This is a genomic window from Enterococcus sp. AZ084, from assembly GCF_051714905.1.
GTDB classification, from domain to species: Bacteria; Bacillota; Bacilli; order Lactobacillales; family Enterococcaceae; genus Enterococcus_B; species Enterococcus_B pernyi.
In genome coordinates this window covers 1,088,411-1,109,008 of the sequence record NZ_JBIOSS010000001.1, presented here as the reverse complement: position 1 = coordinate 1,109,008, position 20,598 = coordinate 1,088,411, and the positions used below count along the sequence as shown (strand labels likewise).

The 20,598-nt window shown below is 37.6% G+C and carries 15 protein-coding genes and 1 riboswitch; of the genes, 6 read left to right on the top strand and 9 right to left on the bottom strand.

Features of this window, described 5'->3' with window-relative positions; genetic code table 11:
- Positions 1 to 5 precede the first annotated feature (5 nt).
- On the top strand, positions 6 to 2,591 hold the full coding sequence (gene mprF, locus IGI79_RS05235; protein ID WP_019723507.1) for a bifunctional lysylphosphatidylglycerol flippase/synthetase MprF: 2,586 nt from the start codon (positions 6 to 8) through the stop codon (positions 2,589 to 2,591).
- A gap of 71 nt (positions 2,592 to 2,662) precedes the next feature.
- Here mprF and fic read toward each other — a convergent pair whose 3' ends face one another.
- From fic to IGI79_RS05220, 3 genes are all read right to left on the bottom strand, one after another.
- Positions 2,663 to 3,268: a protein adenylyltransferase Fic gene (fic, locus tag IGI79_RS05230; protein ID WP_019723508.1), complete on the bottom strand. Its 606-nt coding sequence runs from the start codon at positions 3,266 to 3,268 to the stop codon at positions 2,663 to 2,665.
- A gap of 318 nt (positions 3,269 to 3,586) precedes the next feature.
- On the bottom strand, positions 3,587 to 4,774 hold the full coding sequence (gene tuf / locus IGI79_RS05225) for an elongation factor Tu (protein WP_019723509.1): 1,188 nt from the start codon (positions 4,772 to 4,774) through the stop codon (positions 3,587 to 3,589).
- 406 nt (positions 4,775 to 5,180) lie between these two features.
- Positions 5,181 to 7,064, bottom strand: a complete 1,884-nt coding sequence (locus IGI79_RS05220; protein WP_104775673.1) for a glycosyltransferase family 2 protein — start codon at positions 7,062 to 7,064, stop codon at positions 5,181 to 5,183.
- A 241-nt stretch (positions 7,065 to 7,305) separates the two neighbouring features.
- Here IGI79_RS05220 and IGI79_RS05215 point away from each other — a divergent pair, with 241 nt between their 5' ends.
- Entirely contained in the window at positions 7,306 to 7,662 is a 357-nt protein-coding gene (locus IGI79_RS05215) for a YxeA family protein (protein WP_029594083.1), read from the top strand.
- Positions 7,663 to 7,791: 129 nt separating this feature from the next.
- Here IGI79_RS05215 and IGI79_RS05210 read toward each other — a convergent pair whose 3' ends face one another.
- Positions 7,792 to 8,796, bottom strand: coding sequence for a nucleoid-associated protein (locus IGI79_RS05210; RefSeq protein ID WP_104775674.1), 1,005 nt, complete (start codon positions 8,794 to 8,796; stop codon positions 7,792 to 7,794).
- A 159-nt stretch (positions 8,797 to 8,955) separates the two neighbouring features.
- On the opposite strand from IGI79_RS05210, the gene IGI79_RS05205 reads away from it, so the two are divergent.
- From IGI79_RS05205 to IGI79_RS05195, 3 genes are all read left to right on the top strand, one after another.
- The gene (locus IGI79_RS05205) at positions 8,956 to 9,807 is read left to right on the top strand and encodes an aldo/keto reductase (RefSeq protein ID WP_010735800.1); all 852 of its coding nucleotides are present in this window, start codon (positions 8,956 to 8,958) and stop codon (positions 9,805 to 9,807) included.
- A 22-nt stretch (positions 9,808 to 9,829) separates the two neighbouring features.
- Positions 9,830 to 10,075, top strand: coding sequence for a hypothetical protein (locus tag IGI79_RS05200; protein WP_104775675.1), 246 nt, complete (start codon positions 9,830 to 9,832; stop codon positions 10,073 to 10,075).
- A gap of 308 nt (positions 10,076 to 10,383) precedes the next feature.
- Positions 10,384 to 11,124: a hypothetical protein gene (locus tag IGI79_RS05195; RefSeq protein ID WP_104775676.1), complete on the top strand. Its 741-nt coding sequence runs from the start codon at positions 10,384 to 10,386 to the stop codon at positions 11,122 to 11,124.
- A gap of 122 nt (positions 11,125 to 11,246) precedes the next feature.
- Here IGI79_RS05195 and IGI79_RS05190 read toward each other — a convergent pair whose 3' ends face one another.
- From IGI79_RS05190 to IGI79_RS05175, 4 genes are all read right to left on the bottom strand, one after another.
- Positions 11,247 to 12,848 carry a phosphatase PAP2/LCP family protein gene (locus IGI79_RS05190; protein ID WP_104775677.1) on the bottom strand — a complete coding sequence of 534 codons (1,602 nt, stop codon included), beginning with the start codon at positions 12,846 to 12,848 and terminating at the stop codon, positions 11,247 to 11,249.
- A gap of 20 nt (positions 12,849 to 12,868) precedes the next feature.
- Complete coding sequence (locus tag IGI79_RS05185) at positions 12,869 to 14,008, bottom strand: FtsW/RodA/SpoVE family cell cycle protein (protein ID WP_438845746.1); 1,140 nt, start codon at positions 14,006 to 14,008, stop codon at positions 12,869 to 12,871.
- A complete protein-coding gene (locus IGI79_RS05180) occupies positions 13,998 to 15,143 on the bottom strand; it encodes an FtsW/RodA/SpoVE family cell cycle protein (protein WP_010735805.1) in 1,146 nt (381 codons plus the stop codon). The genes IGI79_RS05185 and IGI79_RS05180 overlap by 11 nt, the downstream gene beginning before the upstream one ends.
- An 84-nt stretch (positions 15,144 to 15,227) precedes the next feature.
- Positions 15,228 to 15,395: riboswitch (M-box (ykoK) riboswitch) on the bottom strand.
- A gap of 394 nt (positions 15,396 to 15,789) precedes the next feature.
- Entirely contained in the window at positions 15,790 to 18,228 is a 2,439-nt protein-coding gene (locus IGI79_RS05175; protein WP_438845745.1) for a hydroxymethylglutaryl-CoA reductase, degradative, read from the bottom strand.
- Between the two features lie 457 nt (positions 18,229 to 18,685).
- Between IGI79_RS05175 and IGI79_RS05170 the strand changes: the two genes are divergently transcribed.
- Positions 18,686 to 19,843: a hydroxymethylglutaryl-CoA synthase gene (locus IGI79_RS05170; protein ID WP_062805420.1), complete on the top strand. Its 1,158-nt coding sequence runs from the start codon at positions 18,686 to 18,688 to the stop codon at positions 19,841 to 19,843.
- Between the two features lie 30 nt (positions 19,844 to 19,873).
- Here IGI79_RS05170 and IGI79_RS05165 read toward each other — a convergent pair whose 3' ends face one another.
- Positions 19,874 to 20,596: a class I SAM-dependent methyltransferase gene (locus IGI79_RS05165; protein WP_104775681.1), complete on the bottom strand. Its 723-nt coding sequence runs from the start codon at positions 20,594 to 20,596 to the stop codon at positions 19,874 to 19,876.
- Between the last annotated feature and the right edge of the window lie 2 nt (positions 20,597 to 20,598).

Sequence of the window (20,598 nt, the reverse complement as noted above, 5' to 3'; positions counted from 1 at the left end):
ATTTTTTGTTCAAGCCAATCATTCAGTGGTTCAAAAGCCACTTGAGACTTATCAAAACGATTTTTTTGATTTCCGTATTAGTAATTATTATTCGTGAATTGATGACAATCAGTACTTTGTTATCTGCGGACCAACTAGCTCAAACATTTTCCACGATCCCACTCTGGAAAATTGGTGTCATGTTTTTGATTGGGTTGATTTCTATTCTACCCATGATTGGATATGATTTGATTTTCAACAAGTTACTAAATCAAAAGCAAAAGCCATTATATTTATTTGAAACAAGTTGGATGATCAATACTATTAATAACATTGCTGGATTTGGTGGCTTTGTCAGTATCGGTTTACGATCCGAACTCTACGGTCAAAGAAAAGATAGCAAACAAGTCATGCAAGCTTTATCTAAAGTATTTTTATTTTTGATGGCGGGTTTATCTCTGTATAGTTTAGTCTCGTTTTTTATGGTCTTCTTTACTCCTGTCGCTCCGTTTCTTAAACAGTATTGGATTTGGTTGATTGCCGGTGGTTTGTATTTCCCCATCGTTTTTATTTTTACCACGATCAAAAAAGAAGGCTATGTTGGTGGTCTTTCAATTAAATCCCAAGGGCAATTGTTACTCGTTTCCTTATTGGAATGGACGGGTGTCTTAGGAACCTTTCTTGCAGTCGGCTATTTGATGGAGATCCCCATCGATCTATGGCAAACAATCCCTCTATTTATCGCTGCTTCAGTTATCGGGATCATCTCAATGATCCCAGGAGAAATCGGTAGTTTTGATGTGATGATGATCTTTGGTTTATCAGCTCTAGGTATCCCTAAAGAAACCGTTGTGATCTGGATCTTGCTTTATCGGATCTTCTATTACTTTATTCCATTTTTCATTGGATTAGTTTTCTTCTTTAAAAATGTCGGTGTATCGATCGACCAACGATACTCTGGTATTCCAAAGCAATTAGCGACCCAGATTGCTCGGAAGATCCTGGTGATCTTAATGTATTTTTCTGGCATCATGTTGGTTCTTTCAGCAACGATCCCGCAAGCATTTACTGAGTTTCGTTGGTTGCATCATATCAATCCTATAAAGATGCATTTTATTATGCAATTTCCAAGCATATTGTTAGGCTTCTTGTTTGTTATTATGGGACGAGGCATCGCAGCCAGAGTCAAGCGTGTCTACTGGCCAACCATTTTTTTGATCCTTGTTTCATTAATTTATGTTGGGCTGAATGATCTAAGCACTACTGGCATTATTTTCTTACTATTGCTATTAGGTATCGTGATCGCTTCACGTAATGAATTGTTCAGAGATCAATTGATCTACTCGTGGGAATGGTTGACGATCGATGGGTTGATCATAGGTGCATTGACCGTTTTATATATCGTGATCGGTGTTTATAATATGCCCACTTTCCCACATCGTAATCATCGGTTTATTTCATTTTTTCTATTTCCATCAGAAAAAATTTGGTTGTCTGGTTTTCTAGCAATTTTAGCAGTAGCCTTTATCATGATTTTATTTGTCCACTATCTCCAAGGTAAAAAGGCACAAGTTGGACAAGAGTTAGATGAAGCGGTCGCCACCACGATTTTAGAAACTTACGGCGGTAATTCAGATAGTCAACTGATTTTTTTGAAAGATAAACGGATGTTTACCTATGAAAAAGACGGGGAAGCAACCGTCTTGTTACAATTTGCTAGTTATAACAATAAGTGTGTGGTGATGGGCGATCCCTCAGGCAAAAAAGAAGATTTTCCAGAAGCAATCGAAGCCTTTATCGCAGAAACAGATCGCTTATGCTACTTGCCAGTCTTTTATGAAACGAGCGAAGAACTGGTTATGATCCTTCATGAATTTGGCTATGATTTTATCAAAATGGGCGAAGAAGGCCATGTTTCGTTAGCCGACTTCACGACTTCTGGGAAAAAAATGAAAGGCACACGTGCGATACTGAATCGCATCGAACGAGAAGGATTCACGTTTGAGGTACTTCAACCACCATTTTCTTCCCAACAAATGGCTGAGCTTAAAACCATTTCTGATCGTTGGCTAGGCAGTCGCAAAGAAAAAGGCTTCTCATTAGGTTTCTTCTCAGAAGACTATTTACAGCGAGCACCGATTGCAGTCGTCAAAAACGATCAAGGTGAGTTGGTCGCTTTCGCTTCGATCATGCCGACTTATACGAATGATAAGATCGGAACGATTGATTTGATGCGCTATGATCCAGATACTGCACCTTCCGGTAGCATGGACTATTTATTCATCCATCTTTTTGAATATATGAAGGAGGAAAATATCCAATGGTTCAATTTGGGTATGGCTCCTTTGTCTAATGTGGGGACTTCAAGAAAAAGTTTCATTCAAGAACGGATTGCTTATCTAGTCTATGAATTTGGCTCACATTTCTATTCTTTTCAAGGGTTAAGAGAATACAAAGATAAATATGCCACCAACTGGAGATCTCGCTATACACTTTATTCAAGAGATAGTTGGATCGCTTATGTAATGATCACGTTATTGATCATTGACAATGCGCCCGTTGATCAAAAAACAAAGCCTTTGAATGGCTTAAAAAAATGGTTTCGTAAATAAAAAAACGCCTGATTTTGCTGTTTTAGTCAAAATCAGGCGTTTTTTGTTTATTCACAAACCTTTCCCTTCTTTTATAGATCATCAATCGTATATTCAGAATAACCTTCATAAAAATAACTCACATCGATCCCTTTCATATAAAGTTCACGATCGGAAATCTTATCCGTCAACGCGTTAGAAATCAAATAGCTGATCTCTAAGTCATTGATCGGACTACGTTCCATTGCAGATAAATAATCAGACTTGTCAATTAGATTCCAGTCAACCACTTTCTGTATCTCCGATTTCAAAATGAGATCTAACCAAATTCTAGTACTCCTACCGTTCCCTTCACGAAAAGGATGAGCGATGTTCATCTCTACATATTTTTTGATGATTTCTTCAAAAGTAGACTGTGGCATTTGGTCAATATGTTTTAGAGAATACTCCAAATACATGACCGGCGCAAACCGAAAATTTCCCTTTGCACTATTTACTGAGCGAATTTCCCCAGCAAAACCATCAATTTCAGAAAACAAATAGTCATGGATTTCACTTAACCCTTTGAACGTTCCAATTTCTAATTCATCTATTCTTCCAGAATCATATAATTTTTTTGCTTTTTGCTTACTGATTTTTTCTTCCGCTTTTGCCAACTCGACTTGACTGGTCAATCCTAATTTATTTTCTAAAATCATTGAATCCCCCATAACTTTTTGTCATAGTTTTTTAGAAACACAGATATATTTATTATAACAAATTTATAGACATGGTAAAAACAAGAAAAATCGATGGAAACAAGCAACAAGGATACTAGTCGTATTGCACCTACTAAATTCTCATAACATTTTGTTCGAAGATTCCCCCACAAAAAAAAGCGAGAAACCCAAAAATTCAAAGAAAATTTGGAGTTTGCTCGCTTTTTTATCGGTGATTAACACTTCTATTAGAACTATTGGACAAGATATTCAAGTAAATACCTTGTCCAAAGGTTTTATATTTTTCTATAAAAATACTTACGCTTCGATTTCTGTTACCATTCCTGAACCGACAGTTCGACCACCTTCACGAATAGAGAAAGTCGTTCCTTGTTCGATTGCCACTGGATGGATCAACTCTACCTCGATGGTTACGTTGTCTCCAGGCATGACCATTTCTGTTCCTTCTGGCAACACGATCGTACCTGTTACATCTGTTGTGCGGAAATAAAATTGTGGGCGGTAGTTATTGAAGAATGGTGTATGACGTCCGCCTTCTTCTTTCGTCAATACATAGACTTCCGCTTTGAATTTTGTATGCGGTGTGATTGAACCAGGTTTCGCAATTACTTGTCCACGTTCAATATCTTCTCTTTGGATACCACGTAACAAGATTCCTACGTTATCTCCAGCTTCACCATAATCTAACGTTTTACGGAACATCTCTACCCCTGTCACAACCGCTTTTTTCGTTTCAGGTTTGATTCCGATGATCTCGATTTCATCACCGACACGAACAGCTCCACGGTCGATCCGACCAGATGCTACCGTTCCGCGACCAGTGATTGAGAAAACATCTTCAACTGGTAAAAGCAATGGTTTGTCGGTATCACGTTCTGGTGTTGGGATATAGTCATCCACTGTTTCCATCAATTCATTGATCGCAGCTTCTGCTTCTGGGTCACCTTGCAATGCTTTCAATGCAGAGCCTTTGATGACAGGTGTGTCATCACCTGGGAAACCATATTCATTCAGTAATTCACGAACTTCCATTTCTACAAGATCGATCAATTCTTCATCATCGACCAAATCAACTTTATTCAAAAATACAATCAAATATTTTACACCAACTTGACGTGATAAAAGGATATGCTCGCGAGTTTGAGGCATTGGTCCATCTGTCGCAGAAACAACTAAGATCGCACCATCCATTTGAGCGGCACCTGTAATCATGTTCTTCACATAATCCGCATGTCCTGGTGCATCGATATGTGCATAGTGACGTTTATCAGTTTCATATTCTACGTGTGCTGTGTTGATGGTGATCCCACGTTCACGTTCTTCTGGAGCTGCATCAATGCTTGCATAATCTTGAGGATTTGCTAAGCCTTTTTTCCCTAATACTGTCGTGATTGCAGCAGTCAATGTGGTCTTCCCATGGTCAACGTGCCCAATGGTTCCGATGTTTACGTGTGGTTTACTTCTATCAAAATGTTCTTTTGCCATAATTAACAAACCTCCTAAATAGTCTTATGCACTGAATGATTTCAGCTCATCGTCCATAACAGTTTTTTTAGTATAAACTCAAAAAAACAACTACACTTACTTTTTGTAAGTTATGAACAAACCCTATTATACGTCAAAATTGGTCAAAGTCAATTAAAGTGTTTCGATATACTATTTCAATAAAAAGTGTGTAGGATATTAGTCTTCACGCATATTCAAAAAGCGAATATACAGCGGGAACAGAAGCAACCTCTCCGGAAATAAGACGGCAGCCACAAAAATTTGAAGAACAATTTACGTAGCTGTCGTCTTATTTCTCGAGCCTAAATACTTCTGTGCCGACCTCTGTCATAACGCTATTGTTATTATTGACAGCGTTCGTTTTCTATTAGTAATGGTCATACTCTCAACTTTGTAAAGTATCGGTTTCCATATCGAATTCTAATTGTTTTGCTGCATTCAACTGATCACTGTAGTAACTTGCAAGTTCTTCTGCAGAAGCTTGTGTCAAATTGTTAAATGAGAAAGTCGCATATCTCCCATGATTTTCTTTACATATCGAATTGATTCGAAGTCCAGTTTTCTCATCCATAAATAAATAAGCTTTCCCAGGTGTAAAAGTAGGAGTAACTAATTTTTTGGAACGAAGTCTAAATCCGTTATAACTCATTTGATACATCTCAAATGATTGGGATAGATAAGTTAGTTGTTTCTTTGTTACAATGCTCAATGCTTCACTGTCGCTTTCTATTGTTCGATTTTTACCAATCAAAATCGCATAGAATAATCCATAGAGGTTATACACTGACCATAGAAGTGTCACAATATAGCCTGTTTCATATCCTTCTCCTCGATAAAGTCGGTACAATGCAACGATAGAGGCGAAAGCGATCCAACCAAATAGTAACATGTGAGGAAAAACTGTTCGCCAATCAAATGATTGACTGTCAACAAGTTCCTTTTTTGTCACTTTGAATTTTTTTTCCGAATGAAAGAACTCTTTGATCAATGCTCTAGTATGGATCGGCGCGACAAAACAATCATAGATATGCGAAGTAGTAAGATTCCTGATTTTAGGAACATACAACCGAAACGAAAGAGAAATCATGACAAACGGTGGTAAAAAGAACAATAATAACTGATTGTTGTTACTTCGAACAATAAATATATCAAAGACCATAAAAAGAGTTGGTGCTAATAAAAAAATGATTTTTTGAAATGAAGTAAACCAGTACAAATAAGAATTATAGTAACACAATTTTTGCATACGAGATAACCCTTTAAATTTACGTGGTTTAAAATGGTCAAATATTTGCTTTGTACCTTGGGCCCAACGTGTCCGTTGAGAGGACAGCTCTCGAGCTGTATAAGGCGTGATTCCCAAAGCATAAGCTTTATTTATGAAAATCGTTTCATAACCAGCATTTTGCAATAACATCCCTGTTGCCATATCTTCAGTAATGCTTTTTGTTGGGACGCCACCTATCTCCTCTAAAGCACTGCGTCGAATGATAGCGTTGGTCCCGATATGGATCAACGCATTTTCACGTGAAAGAGCTGGTTCTAAAAAACGCATAAATAATTCCTGTTCATTGTAAAATGATTTTCTCAATAATTGGAAGGGATCTTTATTATAAAAAGTTTGAGGATATTGAATTAACGCAACCTTTGGATTTCTAAAATAATCGATAGCCTCGTAAATAATATTTTTCTTAACGATGAAATCAGCATCTAAAAGCAAAATCAAGTCGCTACTTGTTTGTGAAAGTGCATAGTTGATATTTCCTGCCTTTGCGTTCTCGTTACCTTCTCTTGTCAGATAACCAATATGGTATTTTTCTGCAAGTTCTTTCAATTCCTCACGATGACCATCATCACAAATATATATTTTCTTATTTGGATAACGTAACGCTTTGACAGCCAAAGCAGTCGCGATCACTAATTTATTATCCTCATTATACGTACATATAAACGCTGCTACACTTGGTTGAAATGGCTCCTCATCGTAATGAACTCTCACGGACTCTTTCGACAACTTATTAGAAAACAAATAAATAAAAAAACCATACACAAATAAACCAATAAATTCTGCCACATATAAAATAAGACCGAAAGTTAATGATATCACGCCATCATTTGGGATCGTGTAGAAAAGACGCCAGATCAAGTATACAACCAAAAATGCTAAAGTTAATTTGGAAAAGAATGGTTTTATCTTATTGTTTCTTTTTGCTAACACATAAAGTCCAAAAATTATACCAAACAAACCAACTAAATAATACAGTTCCATTTTAATACCACCTTTCATAACATTATTATATAATTTGTGTTTTTTTAAGCAAAGCAACTAGCTCTCCTAAAATTCGATTATCGTAAGCTCAACTTTGAAAAATGTTCTCACAGAAAACTTAAGTATTTTATACATAAAACGGCGAATATGCCATTATTATATATAAATACGATAAATTTTGGACTTTCGATAGACGAATAATAGATTTTGTTGAATAATAGTATCCGAGGTGAAAAAAATGATAAAAAAATTGATAGCATTATTGATTGTATTGGGAATTTTCCTAGGAGGAAGCTTTATCGCTTATGATTATTTCTATGGCGGTGAAACTTATTATACAAAAATCACCACTAACGGAGAAAAAGAAGTTGACTCAGCAGACAATGACATGGACGTTTCTATTTATGTATACGACCAAAATGCTTACAACGCACAAGGAGAAGAAAAAGCAGTCACTTTACGTGAAGCGAGAGAACGTCCTTTAAAAATGGATGCTTATTTAAAACTAAAAGTCAATTCACGTAAAGGCGTCATCAGTTGGGAAGAAGTAACAGCTTCTCAAGTGCCGGACAAAGCGTTAGATCAATTAGATCAATGAACCAGTTTACAATAAACAACACAAAAAAGGCAGTCAACACCCACAAGACTTGAAAAACGATCTTCGTGGATATTGACTGCTTTTTTACTATTCACTTTTATTTGGTTTCTTTGATTCATCTAAAAGAAACTATAGACGATTCAATACTTCGTCCACATTTTTAATCATGACAGAGATCGTACCATCAGGATTATTGACAAATTCAATCAGATCCGGGTTACGATAAACGTCTACTGGTACAATCAATTCAATGCCATTTGATAAACGGAATTTTTGCTTTCCGAATTTTTTCTCTGAGATTTCTTGTACTTCTTTCACTGGTGGTGCTTCTGGAATAAAGCCTTGTTCTTTGACTTCTTCTTGGAATGCTAACTTGGCAGTGATATTTTCTTTGAATACTTTCTCCGCGATCATTTCATGATCCAATCTACCTTTTTCTTCGATCGTATCATACACAGCTTCTTTTAAGTCCGCCATGATATCGAACTCTTCTGCTTCAAACTTCTTGCCTAGCTGCTTCGCCACTTTTTTTATCACTTTGACGTTGTCTTCCAAAGAAGGTGCCGGGACGCTCTCAATCACTTTTCCCGAAAAGTACCATTCTTTTTTACCAGAGAACTCATAGCGTTTTTCAATCAACTCATACGTCAGATCTGTCAGATTGACTGCTAAGGCTTCATCTGCTTTTTGAGATTTTGAGCCAAGGATCGCTCGGTTCAAAATCAAATGGTTGTCAATACCGGCTTCATCTGCTTCCACATAGTGAGTATAAGCATCACGATAATTCACTTTCAATAAAGCTAAATACATCACAGTATCTACTTCATACAAGACAACGAAAACATCTGCACTAGGTGCTTCCTCACTTTCTGCATAGATGTCAAACCACCGTTGGACTAAACGCTCACTTTCTTCGACAAAATTTTCTTGACACTGTTTCAAGTTTTGAGAAAATAGGCTTTCTTCAGTGAGTTGCCCTGTTTTAGTTTGTGCAGAAGAGATTTTTTGGATCTTCTTTTGTAGAAAGTCCCTGACGAAATCTTTCGTAAGATCCAGTTCTTGTTGTGAAAATACAGGAGATCCTGTTTCTCGATCAATAATATGCAAGATTGCTTGTTTTAAATAGATATCCATCGTTTCATTCCTTTCTGCTCTAGTTTACGGAAAATCAAACAAAAATACCAGAGACAAAATGGAACGAACAAAAAAATATTTTATAACAAACAAAATACATTTCTTTTTTTAGAAAATAAGCTACACTTAAAGTGTACTAAAATCAAAGGAGCTGAAAGTATGAATTCACTAACATCTACTTACCGTTTATCAAATGGCTATGAAATCCCTGTTGTCGGTTTCGGTACTTGGCAAACCCCTGACGGAGACGTTGCTGTTTCCTCAGTTAAAGAAGCATTAGCTGCCGGTTATCGTCATATTGATACCGCTCAAGGGTACAAAAACGAAGAAAGTGTCGGACAAGCAATCAAAGAAAGTGGTGTTCCAAGAGAAGAGATTTTCTTAACGACTAAACTTTGGAATGAAAACCATAGCTACGATCTAGCAATGTCCTCTTTCGAAGAGTCCTTAAAAAAATTACAAACAGACTATGTGGATCTTTTCTTGATCCATTGGCCTAATCCAGTTTCTTTCCGCGAAAATTGGCAAGAAGCGAATGCCGAAACATGGCGTGCTTTTGAAGAGTTATACGAAGCGGGCAAAATCAAAGCGATCGGTGTCAGCAACTTCTTACCGCATCACTTAGATGAACTTGCAAAAACAGCAAAAATCATGCCAATGGTCAATCAAGTATTTCTTGCTCCTGGCGAATTGCAACCACCTGTTGTTGAGTACGCGAAAAAACATGATATGGTCCTTGAAGCATATAGCCCTCTTGGCACTGGTAAAATCTTCGACGTCACAGAAATGCAAGAGATTGCCAACACACACAATAAGAGCGTTGCCCAAGTAGCGCTACGTTGGTCATTACAACATGGTTTCTTACCATTACCAAAATCTGTCACACCAAGCAGAATCAAGGAGAACACTGAATTATTTGATTTTGAGCTATCAGAAGAAGAAATGAAGACGATCGACCAATTAGATGGTGTCGTTGGCAAAGCAAAAGATCCAGATACTACACAATTTTAAAGGTAAAGGATAGTGATATTCTATGAACCCCGTGGACCGCTTAAATCGTTTATCTGAAAAAGTGACACAGACATTTGATCCAGATTTCATCTTTTTGATCCGCCCAGAAAAAATCCAGCATTTTCCTGCTCGAAATTGGTCAAGGGATGAAAAACTTGCGGAAATAAAAAAACGCTTGGATCATTCATTGATGACGATGAAATGGCAAGGACATGAGGTCATCTATTCACCAGAACTAGTCACCTTTGCCTTATTGCCAAAAAAATAACTAGATGAGGGAGCATTAGTCTGTGGACTTTTGCTCCCCTTTTTGAGAGATTGGAACAGAAATATTTAACCTCGGGAAATAAGGCGATATCTACGAAATTGTTCATCAAATTTCTGTGGATGTCGCCTTATTTCCGAGAAGTTTACTGCTGTTTCCACCGTTTATTCAGTTTTAGCATATGTGAGAGGTCGATTATCCCACTCAATTTTGTTTTTCCATCGAAGTAATAAAAGTTTTTTCTTGATAAACCTTTTCATTTGCTCGTTTTTTTCTTATAATCGAAAGGGTATGAATGAAGGAGAGTATTTATGAAGAAAAAACAAAAACAAAAATTATTAAAACAATTCCGTCCTTCTTTAGATGGAATTCGCACGCAATTATTCCGTTCATTGGAAGAAGAAAGTTTACGCCGTTATGGGCTGCCATTGCAAGTCATGCTTGATCCTAAAAACCGTCAAGTCTTAATCATTGGCTTAGCAGGACAAGCAAATGAAGATACACGCATCAATGTACCAATCGACGATAACTTTACTGCTGTCTTGAAACGTATTCGTTCTGGTGAAGCAACGATTTTTGAACGTTTCCGTGACAACCTATTGATTGAGATTGTTTCTTACTGGAATGATCAACGCATGAAAAAAGATCAACCAACGGCTCAACCTGTAGCGACACCAGTCACTAATGACGCGTCTGTAAAAGAAACACCAACAAAAGAAGTTGAAAAAGTTGAGACAACTTCTCAACCAGTCAATAAAGAAGCAACAACTGACAAGAAAACAAGTGATGAAAAAGTAGTGACAGATTCTTTGACTTTCGATGATTTTGCAAAACAAGTAGCAGAATATCCGAAGTTCACTGCTGAAAAAACAGCAGATGCTGTAGTGATCAATGAAACAGTCAAAGACGACACACGAAAATTAGCAGAGATCTCTATGTCTGCTGTCAATGAATTTACGATCGAAAAAGCTTTAGAACGTAAATACAAAGTGAAATTGACATTCGTGCCATTGATCGAACAATTTGCCGCTACACCGATCAACGAAAGATAAACGCAAGCAAATAGATTGCGTGATGATTTTTACCTAAAAAAGCAGCTGAAATGACGATCATCGTTCATTTCAACTGCTTTTTTTATCATTTATAAATGTAAAAAAGAGAATATCAATTGTTCCTATTGTTGCGCTGCGTTCTTCCCTGTTGTTTCTAATTGCTCTTGCACCAACTGCATCACTCTCATCCGTTCCTCATCGGGTATCTTCTCATAGTAGATCCCTGCTTCTCCCAAGATGCCATCACCAATATATTGTTCACCTTTCAACTGATGGTTCGTGATATTGGATAATGCCGAATGGTATTCATTCATCATTCCGAGCATTTCATCTAAGGACATATCCGTTGTCCCATTTTCACCGACTACCTCTAAAAGCTGGCGATAATTGAATAAACTTTTCACAGATAAGAACTCATTGACTAAAATATTGACGACTTCCCTTTGCCTTTTCTGTCGCCCATAGTCATCCTCAGGATCTTCTGCTCGCATGCGCGCATACTGTAATCCTTCCCAACCATTTAATTCTAGTGTACCTTCTGGATAATGGATGTCTTCTGCTGTAAACTCAAACGCATTATTTACAGTGATTCCTCCCACAGCATCGATCAACGCTTCTAATCCATCCATATTCAACGATACATAGTGATGAATCGGTATATCAAGATATTGTTCTACCGTATCCACCATCATGTCGATACCACCATAAGAATGAGCATGGTTGATTTTATCAACCAGTCCATCCATATTGGCAATTTCTACGAAAGAATCTCGAGGAATACTCGTGATCGTCGTTGTTTTCTTTTGATTATTCAATGTCACCAACATGATCGTATTTGCACGATAGTCCGTTTTTCTAATTGAATTATTGGCGATACCTAAAACTAAAATGCTGACTGGCGTATCCTTTTCCCGCTGAACGGTTTCTCTTTGTAGCGGTTGTTGCATCGAAGTCACGGTCTGTCTGGCATCGTAGTAAAAGCGAACACCATACGCAACTGCAGAACCTACTAATAGGAAAAGAAATGCCATAATAGACAATAAAACTTTTTGTTTTCTAGTGAATATTCGTTTTTGTTGGTGCTTTTTTCTTACTGTTTTTTCAGTGATAAAAGAGAAAAACAGACTATAGCATAAGAAAACAACTGAAAAACTCAGTAAAAAACCTGCCAAGATATCGCTAGGATAATGTACTCTCAAATAAATTCTAGAACTAGCAATCAATAATGGATAAAGAGCCCCCACCCATACTAGTTTATTTACCCTTTTCTCACGATAAATAATGTACATAGTGATCAAAAATACTAAGAATAGCGTCATAGACAAAATCGAATGGCCACTTGGAAAAGAGTAAGAAGATCTAGGAATCAATTGCTCCACATCAGGTCGTGTCCGCTGGATAGCTTGTTTCATCACGTAGCCAATCAAACTAACTGTCAAAACCATTAAGACTTGCCAAATGGCTAATTTATGGTATTGTTTCCGCCAACTAAAAATTGCAAGCAATCCTGTGAAAAATAAAGTAGGAATAATCGTTGCTAGTTTTGCAAAATAACTAAAAAATGTTGTTAATACTGGGAATTCGATTAATCGCTCCTGTTGATAAATGGCTAAATCGAGTTGATTGAATAAGGTGTTTTCTGTCATAACTCGTGTGGTCAAAGTCGTCAATAAGACGAATGATACGAATGCTACCACCAATGTTCCTTTTGGCATCTGTTTCATAATAACTTCCCTTCTACTTCTCATTCATACTTTTTAAATCCTAAAATAATGCCTAAACCACAGCCAATAACCAAGAGGGAAGTTCCTCCTTGACTTAAAAATGGTAAAGGAATCCCTGTTAAGGGGAGTAGACCGATCGCAGCTCCAATATTCTCAAACACTTGGAATAACAAACCAAATACGAAGACAATCGCAAAATACACATTTCCTTTATTATTTGTTTCGATTGCACTATAAATGATTTGGTAAAAAAGATAAAAATATAAAAAGAGCACAGAAACACTTCCTAAAAAGCCAAATGTTTCAGCAATCACTGTAAAGACCATATCTGATTCACGAACGGGCACATAGATAGGATTGATTGCTTCAGACCTTCCACTAAACCCACCTGCCCCGATAGAAAGTAAACTTTGTGATTGTTGATAACCAATCGATTGGCTATATGCAAATGGATCAACCCATGCGCGTACTCGATCTAACTGATAAGTCTTAAAATTCAGACGATATAAAATCTGGTGTCCGTATTCAGTAAAAACTAAAGCAATCAAAATGGCCCCGAGAATAACTAGAATCGAGGTTATTGCCGTCATGATCTTCCAATGTACCCCAGCGATCATGAATAATGCCCCCAAGCATATGACAAAAACCAAACTTGTTCCAAAATCTTTTTGCATGTACATCAATAAAAAGGTCGGTAAACTAACCAGTAATATCTTTCCTACATAAAATAAATCAGTTTTAACGGTTCGTTGTTTCACCTTTTGCTCATAGATCAAGGTCAAATAAACAACCACTAAGATAAAGGTGAGTTTCACTAATTCAGAAGGTTGAAATGAAAAGCTGCCAATCCTAAGCCAACGTTTGGTGCCTGTGAGTTGAAACATCACCGGATCATAAAACTGATACAACAGGCCCATCACAAAAAGTGAAAAGCCATAAAGATAAGGAGAATATCTTAACAATACGACTGTTTTCACTCGTTGTGTTAGAAACAACAGCCCGACCGACATCAAACAAAACACGATTTGTCGAAGCACGACTCCTCGGACTGGAACTTGGTCATAAACAGCTGCCCCATATTGCACACCGACACTTAATAAATATAAAAGAAAGATTGGTAAAAATAATGCATAGTTGAATTCATTTATTTTAAATTTCATTTTGCTTACCTCGTGAGGACAGTTTCAGGCAAACGCCCAAAAGCATGGATAAAATCAAATAGCTTGATCCTCCATAACTAATAAAAGGAAGCGGAATACCTGTCATTGGGATCATGCCACTGATACTTGCAATATTGATACTTGTCTGTAGCAATAACAGCATCCCTGTTCCCAAATAAATCAACCCGATCTGCTGATTTGGTTCATTCGCACTCAAGACAAATAAGCGCAAAATAATCGAAAATAACATTGCTAGAATCAGTAAGCCCACGATCAGACCTAACTCTTCTAAAATAATCGAAAAAATAAAATCAGTCTCGGCTACTGGTAAATAGCCCTTTTTGGTAATACTATTTCCCAATCCTAATCCAAAAAGCCCACCGTTGTACATGGCATAATAAGATTGACTCATCTGAAATCCTTTTCCATAAGGATCTAAAAAAGGATTAAAAGCAATGCTCAAGCGATCATAAGTATGAGCAAAAATACTTGGTAATAGGTCATTTTGCCCTAGTAAATAAATAATGCCGCCAAGGAGCAAAAAGAGACTGAACAGTCCTGCAAAAAACAATAAAATATAGCGAACTGGTAATTGAACCGTCGTGATCATGATTGCAGCTAAGATGATCAACAAGATCGCACCAGCTACTTTTGGTTGGAATAAAATCAGCAGAGAACATAAAGCGATGATAAAAAAGGGTTTTTTTAATTCATTCAATGATTGCTTGGGTTTTCTAAAATAATAAGCTAAATAAAAAATCATACCGACATTGACAATTTCAGCAGGTTGAAATTGAAAACCTGCAATTGAGATCCATCGTTGCGCCCCACTGATATTGACACCAATCCCAGGTACCTTTGTCAAGATCAGACCCACGATACCGATCCCCATCATTATTTTTACGATTCGATGATTGAGTATAAATGCAGGTTTCACTCGGTAAATGAAAAAAATCATTGCCCAACTAAGTGCTACAAATACCATTTGTCGAACTAAAAGTTGATTTGTACTTTGATCGAATGACATCAAACGGAACGTACTCGCACTATAGATCATCAATAATCCTATTACACTGATCAACAGATATGGTACGAGCAAATACAAATCTATTTTTCTTATGTCTTTTACACCCATCCTATATTTCTCCTTTGTGTTACAGCGGAGATACGTCACTTACCCATCTTGAATAAAAAAAGCCAAACGAAAAAAACGATTGGCTTTTCAGTCTCATCGTGTGAGTTTTGACACTAAACAACGTAAAGATTTCTCTTAGCTATCTTATGAAGAGCCTTAATCCGACAATTCCTGTTTTACACATTGGCGTCTTTCGACGTTTCTGCGCAATAGCCTATGTTTGTTTAGGAGTCTCGCCTAACAAGTTATTCTATTTGAGGAAAAGTATACCTGTTAGATTATTTATTCACAAGAGAACCTCAAATAAGCTTAAAAAACTTTAGCTTTTTTTAATGTTATATAAATTATTTTTAAAATTTAATAATATATGTTCTATATTTTTTAGATCAGAGTATGTAAAAAAACGTAACAGAAAACCTTTAATCGACAAGGTCTGTTACGTTTTGTTTAATATTATACAACCTCACATAAAAATGAAAATAGCATAAAAAGACGTGATGGTCTCTTATGAAAAAAATAAATTTCAGATTATAGATTCTTCATACTTAGCATAGGTATTTTTTTATGTGTTTTGAGAGGCACGTTATAATAATGAAAATTATTTGTCATTTTCCCTCAGCTACTACGCCCATTTCGCAAATTATTCCTAGTTTTTGCTCGCCTGGATAGCTTCTAAGGCAGCTAGTGCGCTTTGTTGGTTGATCGTTCCTGATTCCCTAAGCTTTGCGGCAACTCTCTCGATTTCGTCCCCTTTGGCACCAACTGTGATTGCCAATGCTCTCGCTTGTAAGGACATATGTCCTTTTTGGATACCGTCACTAACAAGTGCACGCAGTGCCGCCAGGTTTTGTGCTAAACCAACAGCTGCAATCACTTGTGCCAATTCTTGTGCAGAATCAATTGCTAACATATCTAAAGAAGCTTTCGCTTTCGGTAAGACGCGGGAAGCCCCCCCTACTGTCGCGACAGCTAAAGGAACCGTCAATTTCCCTACCAAATGATCTTCCTTGATTTGCCAGTCAGTCAACCCTTGGTAACTACCATTTCGAGCAGCATAGGCATGAATAGCCGCTGCGGCTGCTCGTGTATCATTTCCTGTGGCTAAGATGACCGCTTCGATACCATTCATGATTCCTTTGTTGTGGGTCGTTGCCCGATAAGGATCCAACTTTGCGTATTCACTCGCTTGACGAATCTTTTCAGCAATCAGCTGACCCGTTTCTTTGTCCTTTGCCAATCGCTCAAAAGGAATCATACAAGTCGCGATCGCTAAAGATTCAGTCGCCAGATTACTCAAGATACTGAACAAGATTTCTTCTTCAGGGAACCATTCTTTGATACGAACAGCAACTCCCTCCAAAATCGAGTTGATGATATTCGCACCCATCGCATCTTTGACATCCACTAAAAAATCAAGTGAAAGATAGGCATGCTCGCTCCCCATAAATTCTCGAGTAGAAATTTCTCGGACACCTCCACCACGCTTGACGATCGAAGGATAGCTTTCGTTTGCACAAGTGACCAATTCTGGTTTTCTTGCTTCAATGACTTCTTTGATTTTTCGATAATCACAACGACCGGTCAAGACGATTTGCCCACGCATCAATCGTTGGGGTATCTGAACGCTGATATCGCCACATATTTTTGCGCCATTGCTCGCTGCAGCAATTACAGAAGGTTCTTCCGTGGCCATAGGAATCCATTTTTTTTGACCGTTCACTTGAAAATTCAATGCGACACCTAATGGGATCTCTACTTGGCTGATTTGATTTTCAATCAAATGGTTGGCGATATCTTCTGTTAAAACAGATTCTTTAAAACCTGTTGCTTCTGCTTGAGAAATCACTTTTTCTTGAACTAATCGCTGTCTACGTTGTTCTGGCGTTAGTTCATAAAACTTTTTTTTTTCGTTATCACCAGTTTCTTGCAAATTAGCTTCCAAAAGAACAGCTAATCCAAGACCGCCACCAATACATAATGAAGCTACTCCGTATCGTTGGTGCTGCCTTCTTAACGCATAGCCTAAAGTAGTCAAGATACGAGCGCCACTAGCACCAATCGGATGGCCTAACGCAATCGCACCACCATAAATATTGACTTTCTCTGATGGGAGATTCAATTCACGATTCACAACGATCGATGACGCAGCAAACGCTTCGTTAATTTCAAATAGATCGATGTCGTCCAAGGAAAGCTCTGTTTTCTCCATCAAGGTATTGATTGCTTTGATTGGAGCTACCCCCATGATACTTGGATCGATCCCAACTTCAGAGACTCCTTTGATCGTAGCTAAATACGGTAAGTCATGAGCAATCGCATAGTCTTTAGACGCTAAGATCAGTACAGAGCCACCATCGTTCAAAGGTGAAGCATTTCCAGCAGTAACTGTGCCGTCCTCCGCAAAAACCGTCCGTAACGTGCTTAATTTTTCTAACGTACTATTTCCTCGCACGGCTTCATCTATTGCAAATGGTTCTTCATTATGGGAAATCGGAATGATTTCTTCCTTGAAGACCCCTGACTCGCTGGCTTTCGCCGCTTTTAGTTGTGAAGCCAGTGCATATTGATCTTGCTCTGCTCTCGTCACAGAAAATTGTTTTGCCACATTTTCTGCTGTCAGTCCCATATGAGTATTGGAAAATGCATCGGTTAATCCATCATTGACCATACTTGAGATTTCTTCGATTTTCTCGTTTTCTGGATCGCTCACTTGGATCATCGGCGCTCTAGTCATGCTTTCAACACCACCGGCTATGATCAGATCCGCTTCGCCTAGTTGGATCTGTTGACGCGCAAGGATCACTGATTTCATCCCAGATCCACAAACTTCATTGATTGTCATTGCCGGAACACTTACGGGGATTCCGCTATTGATCGCAATTTGTCGTGCAACATTTTGCCCATTCCCTGCTTGAAGCACATTTCCAAAAATGACTTGATTGATTGCTTCTTTGTTTATCCCTGTTCGTTCAAGGATTTCTGTTGTAATGAATGTTCCCAACTCAACAGCAGAATAACTGCTTAAGCTACCACGATACTTTCCAATCGGTGTTCGTGCAGCATCTATAATAACGACTTCCTTCAAGTTAAGCCACCCGTTGCCAAAGTCTATAAATTCACTTATCCACGTATTATAAAAAACGCGATAGATTTATAGGTGTTACAATCTTTTGCGCAAACGGATTCCCTCCTTATTTCTCTCATATTTGCGAAGAACGTCACGCTGTAACCGACGAGACATTCCTCAAAAAACGTTTGTCTATATCTATTGGATAGAACAATCTGAATGGTTTCGTAAAAATTAAAATACACTTCTTATTAAATTGTATAAAAGATGGACAGTTGATTATTTTCTAACTGTCAAGTATCTCCTACAAAAATATACCATTCTTTACCGGAAATACAAATATAACATACACCTTTTAAAAAAAGCGCTATATTTTTTTACAAATCCTTAAAAATTAGCTTTTTTGTATTTCTTTTAGCGATTTTGTGATACTTTAATAAAGTAAGTTTTTTATCATGAGTAAAGAGGTGTTGAAATGAAAATAGGGATTGATCGTCTTTCCTTTTTTATTCCTAATTTATTTTTAGATATGACTGAATTAGCAAACAGACGTGGAGATGATCCTGCCAAATACCATATTGGGATCGGTCAAGATCAGATGGCTGTCAATCAAGTTTATGAAGACATCGTCACGCTAGGAGCAAATGCAGCGAGTAAAATCGTCACAGAAGAAGATCGTGAGAAAATCGATATGGTCATTGTAGGTACCGAATCAGGCATCGACCAATCAAAGGCAAGTGCTGTGATCATCCATCATTTGTTAAAAGTTCAACCTTTTGCTCGTTCATTCGAAGTAAAAGAAGCTTGTTACGGGGGAACAGCAGCTTTGCACATGGCAAAAGAATATGTCAAAAATCATCCAGATCGTAAAGTCTTAGTGATTGCGAGCGATATCGCCCGCTACGGTTTAGCAAGTGGTGGTGAAGTGACTCAAGGTGTAGGTGCGGTCGCTATGATGATCACACAAAACCCTCGGATTCTTTCTCTTGAAGACCACAGCGTCTTTTTAACAGAAGATATTTATGACTTTTGGCGTCCAAATTATAGTCAATATCCTGTAGTAGATGGTCCTTTGTCCAACTCTACTTATATTGAGTCTTTCCAAAAAGTCTGGAATAGATATAAAGAAACAACAGGTCGAACACTTGCTGATTATGATGCGCTTACCTTCCATATTCCTTACACAAAAATGGGGAAAAAAGCGTTACAAAGTGTGATCGAAGAAACAGATGAGGCAACGCAAAAACGTTTGATGGCTCGTTATGAAGAAGGCATCACCTATAGTCGACGAATAGGAAATCTATACACTGGGTCCCTTTATTTGGGATTGATTTCTTTATTGGAAAACTCTCAAGCATTGAAATCGGGTGCCCGTATCGGATTATTCAGCTATGGTTCTGGTGCTGTGAGTGAATTTTTCACTGGATATTTAGAAGAAGGCTATCAAAACTTCTTATCCAAAGAAGACAATCAAGCGATGTTAGATAACCGTGAAGCATTGACGGTTGATCAATATGAAAAGATCTTCAATGAAACATTACCGGGAAATGGTGAAACAGCTGAATATCATTCAGATCTACCTTACTCGATCTATAAAGTTGAAAATGATATTCGTTTTTACAAAGAAAAATAATGAATGCAAAAAACTGACCTCGATCGTTGACTAATAGATAGTCAATAATCGATAGGTCAGTTTATTTGTACTCTGAATTGTCTCACTGTTTTTAAATAATTCTTGGAGAGCTGACTGAAAACGTGGATCATCTTGCATTTCTTCATAATAAGCCCGCAAAAAAGAAGGCGTGACTTCTTCCTGTGAATCATAAGTGAATTCAGTTCTCTTATAAGAAAGATGTTTCTTTGCTAAATACGTCTCAAACCGATCCATAATAGTTGGCGAGGTGTTAGGGTCAGATTCCTCGATCCCTAAATGCCTTTCAAGGGGTACAAAGACATTATCTTCTGAGGAGACTACTCTTAGGATCAAACAAGCTCTCGTCGCTTTCCCACGTAGTTTTTCCAATTGTTCACAAGAAACCAAGGCGGGATTTGCTGCCGAAAAAACAAGTTCATAGGTCTTCTCTTCTTGTAAAAAATTAGTAAAATCTTGCAAAATGAATTGGCAGTTATTTAGTCCCAGTATTTGTGCTTCATGTTCAGCATATACAAGCATTTCTTCTGAAAAATCAATCAACTCATAGTGTTCTATTTCTTTTGCTAACGGCAGATAACGCCCTGCACCACCGGCAACATCTGCGAATGAGCCAGCTGGTAATAAATCCTCGCTTTTTAGATAAGCAACGATATCCTCTACGATCGTCGTACTGGATTCTTTTTGTGATTCGTAATAGTCTTTCGCAAAGGTATTCCATTCTTCTTTGTCCATTT

Excerpts from the sequence above, each read along its gene's own strand:
- fic (WP_019723508.1), bottom strand. The coding sequence starts at position 3,268 with ATGATTTTAGAAAATAAATTAGGATTGACCAGTCAAGTCGAGTTGGCA.
- tuf (WP_019723509.1), bottom strand. The coding sequence starts at position 4,774 with ATGGCAAAAGAACATTTTGATAGAAGTAAACCACACGTAAACATCGGA.
- IGI79_RS05220 (WP_104775673.1), bottom strand. The coding sequence starts at position 7,064 with ATGGAACTGTATTATTTAGTTGGTTTGTTTGGTATAATTTTTGGACTT.
- IGI79_RS05210 (WP_104775674.1), bottom strand. The coding sequence starts at position 8,796 with ATGGATATCTATTTAAAACAAGCAATCTTGCATATTATTGATCGAGAA.
- IGI79_RS05205 (WP_010735800.1), top strand. The coding sequence starts at position 8,956 with ATGAATTCACTAACATCTACTTACCGTTTATCAAATGGCTATGAAATC.
- IGI79_RS05200 (WP_104775675.1), top strand. The coding sequence starts at position 9,830 with ATGAACCCCGTGGACCGCTTAAATCGTTTATCTGAAAAAGTGACACAG.
- IGI79_RS05195 (WP_104775676.1), top strand. The coding sequence starts at position 10,384 with ATGAAGAAAAAACAAAAACAAAAATTATTAAAACAATTCCGTCCTTCT.
- IGI79_RS05190 (WP_104775677.1), bottom strand. The coding sequence starts at position 12,848 with ATGAAACAGATGCCAAAAGGAACATTGGTGGTAGCATTCGTATCATTC.
- IGI79_RS05185 (WP_438845746.1), bottom strand. The coding sequence starts at position 14,008 with ATGAAATTTAAAATAAATGAATTCAACTATGCATTATTTTTACCAATC.
- IGI79_RS05180 (WP_010735805.1), bottom strand. The coding sequence starts at position 15,143 with ATGGGTGTAAAAGACATAAGAAAAATAGATTTGTATTTGCTCGTACCA.
- IGI79_RS05170 (WP_062805420.1), top strand. The coding sequence starts at position 18,686 with ATGAAAATAGGGATTGATCGTCTTTCCTTTTTTATTCCTAATTTATTT.
- IGI79_RS05165 (WP_104775681.1), bottom strand. The coding sequence starts at position 20,596 with ATGGACAAAGAAGAATGGAATACCTTTGCGAAAGACTATTACGAATCA.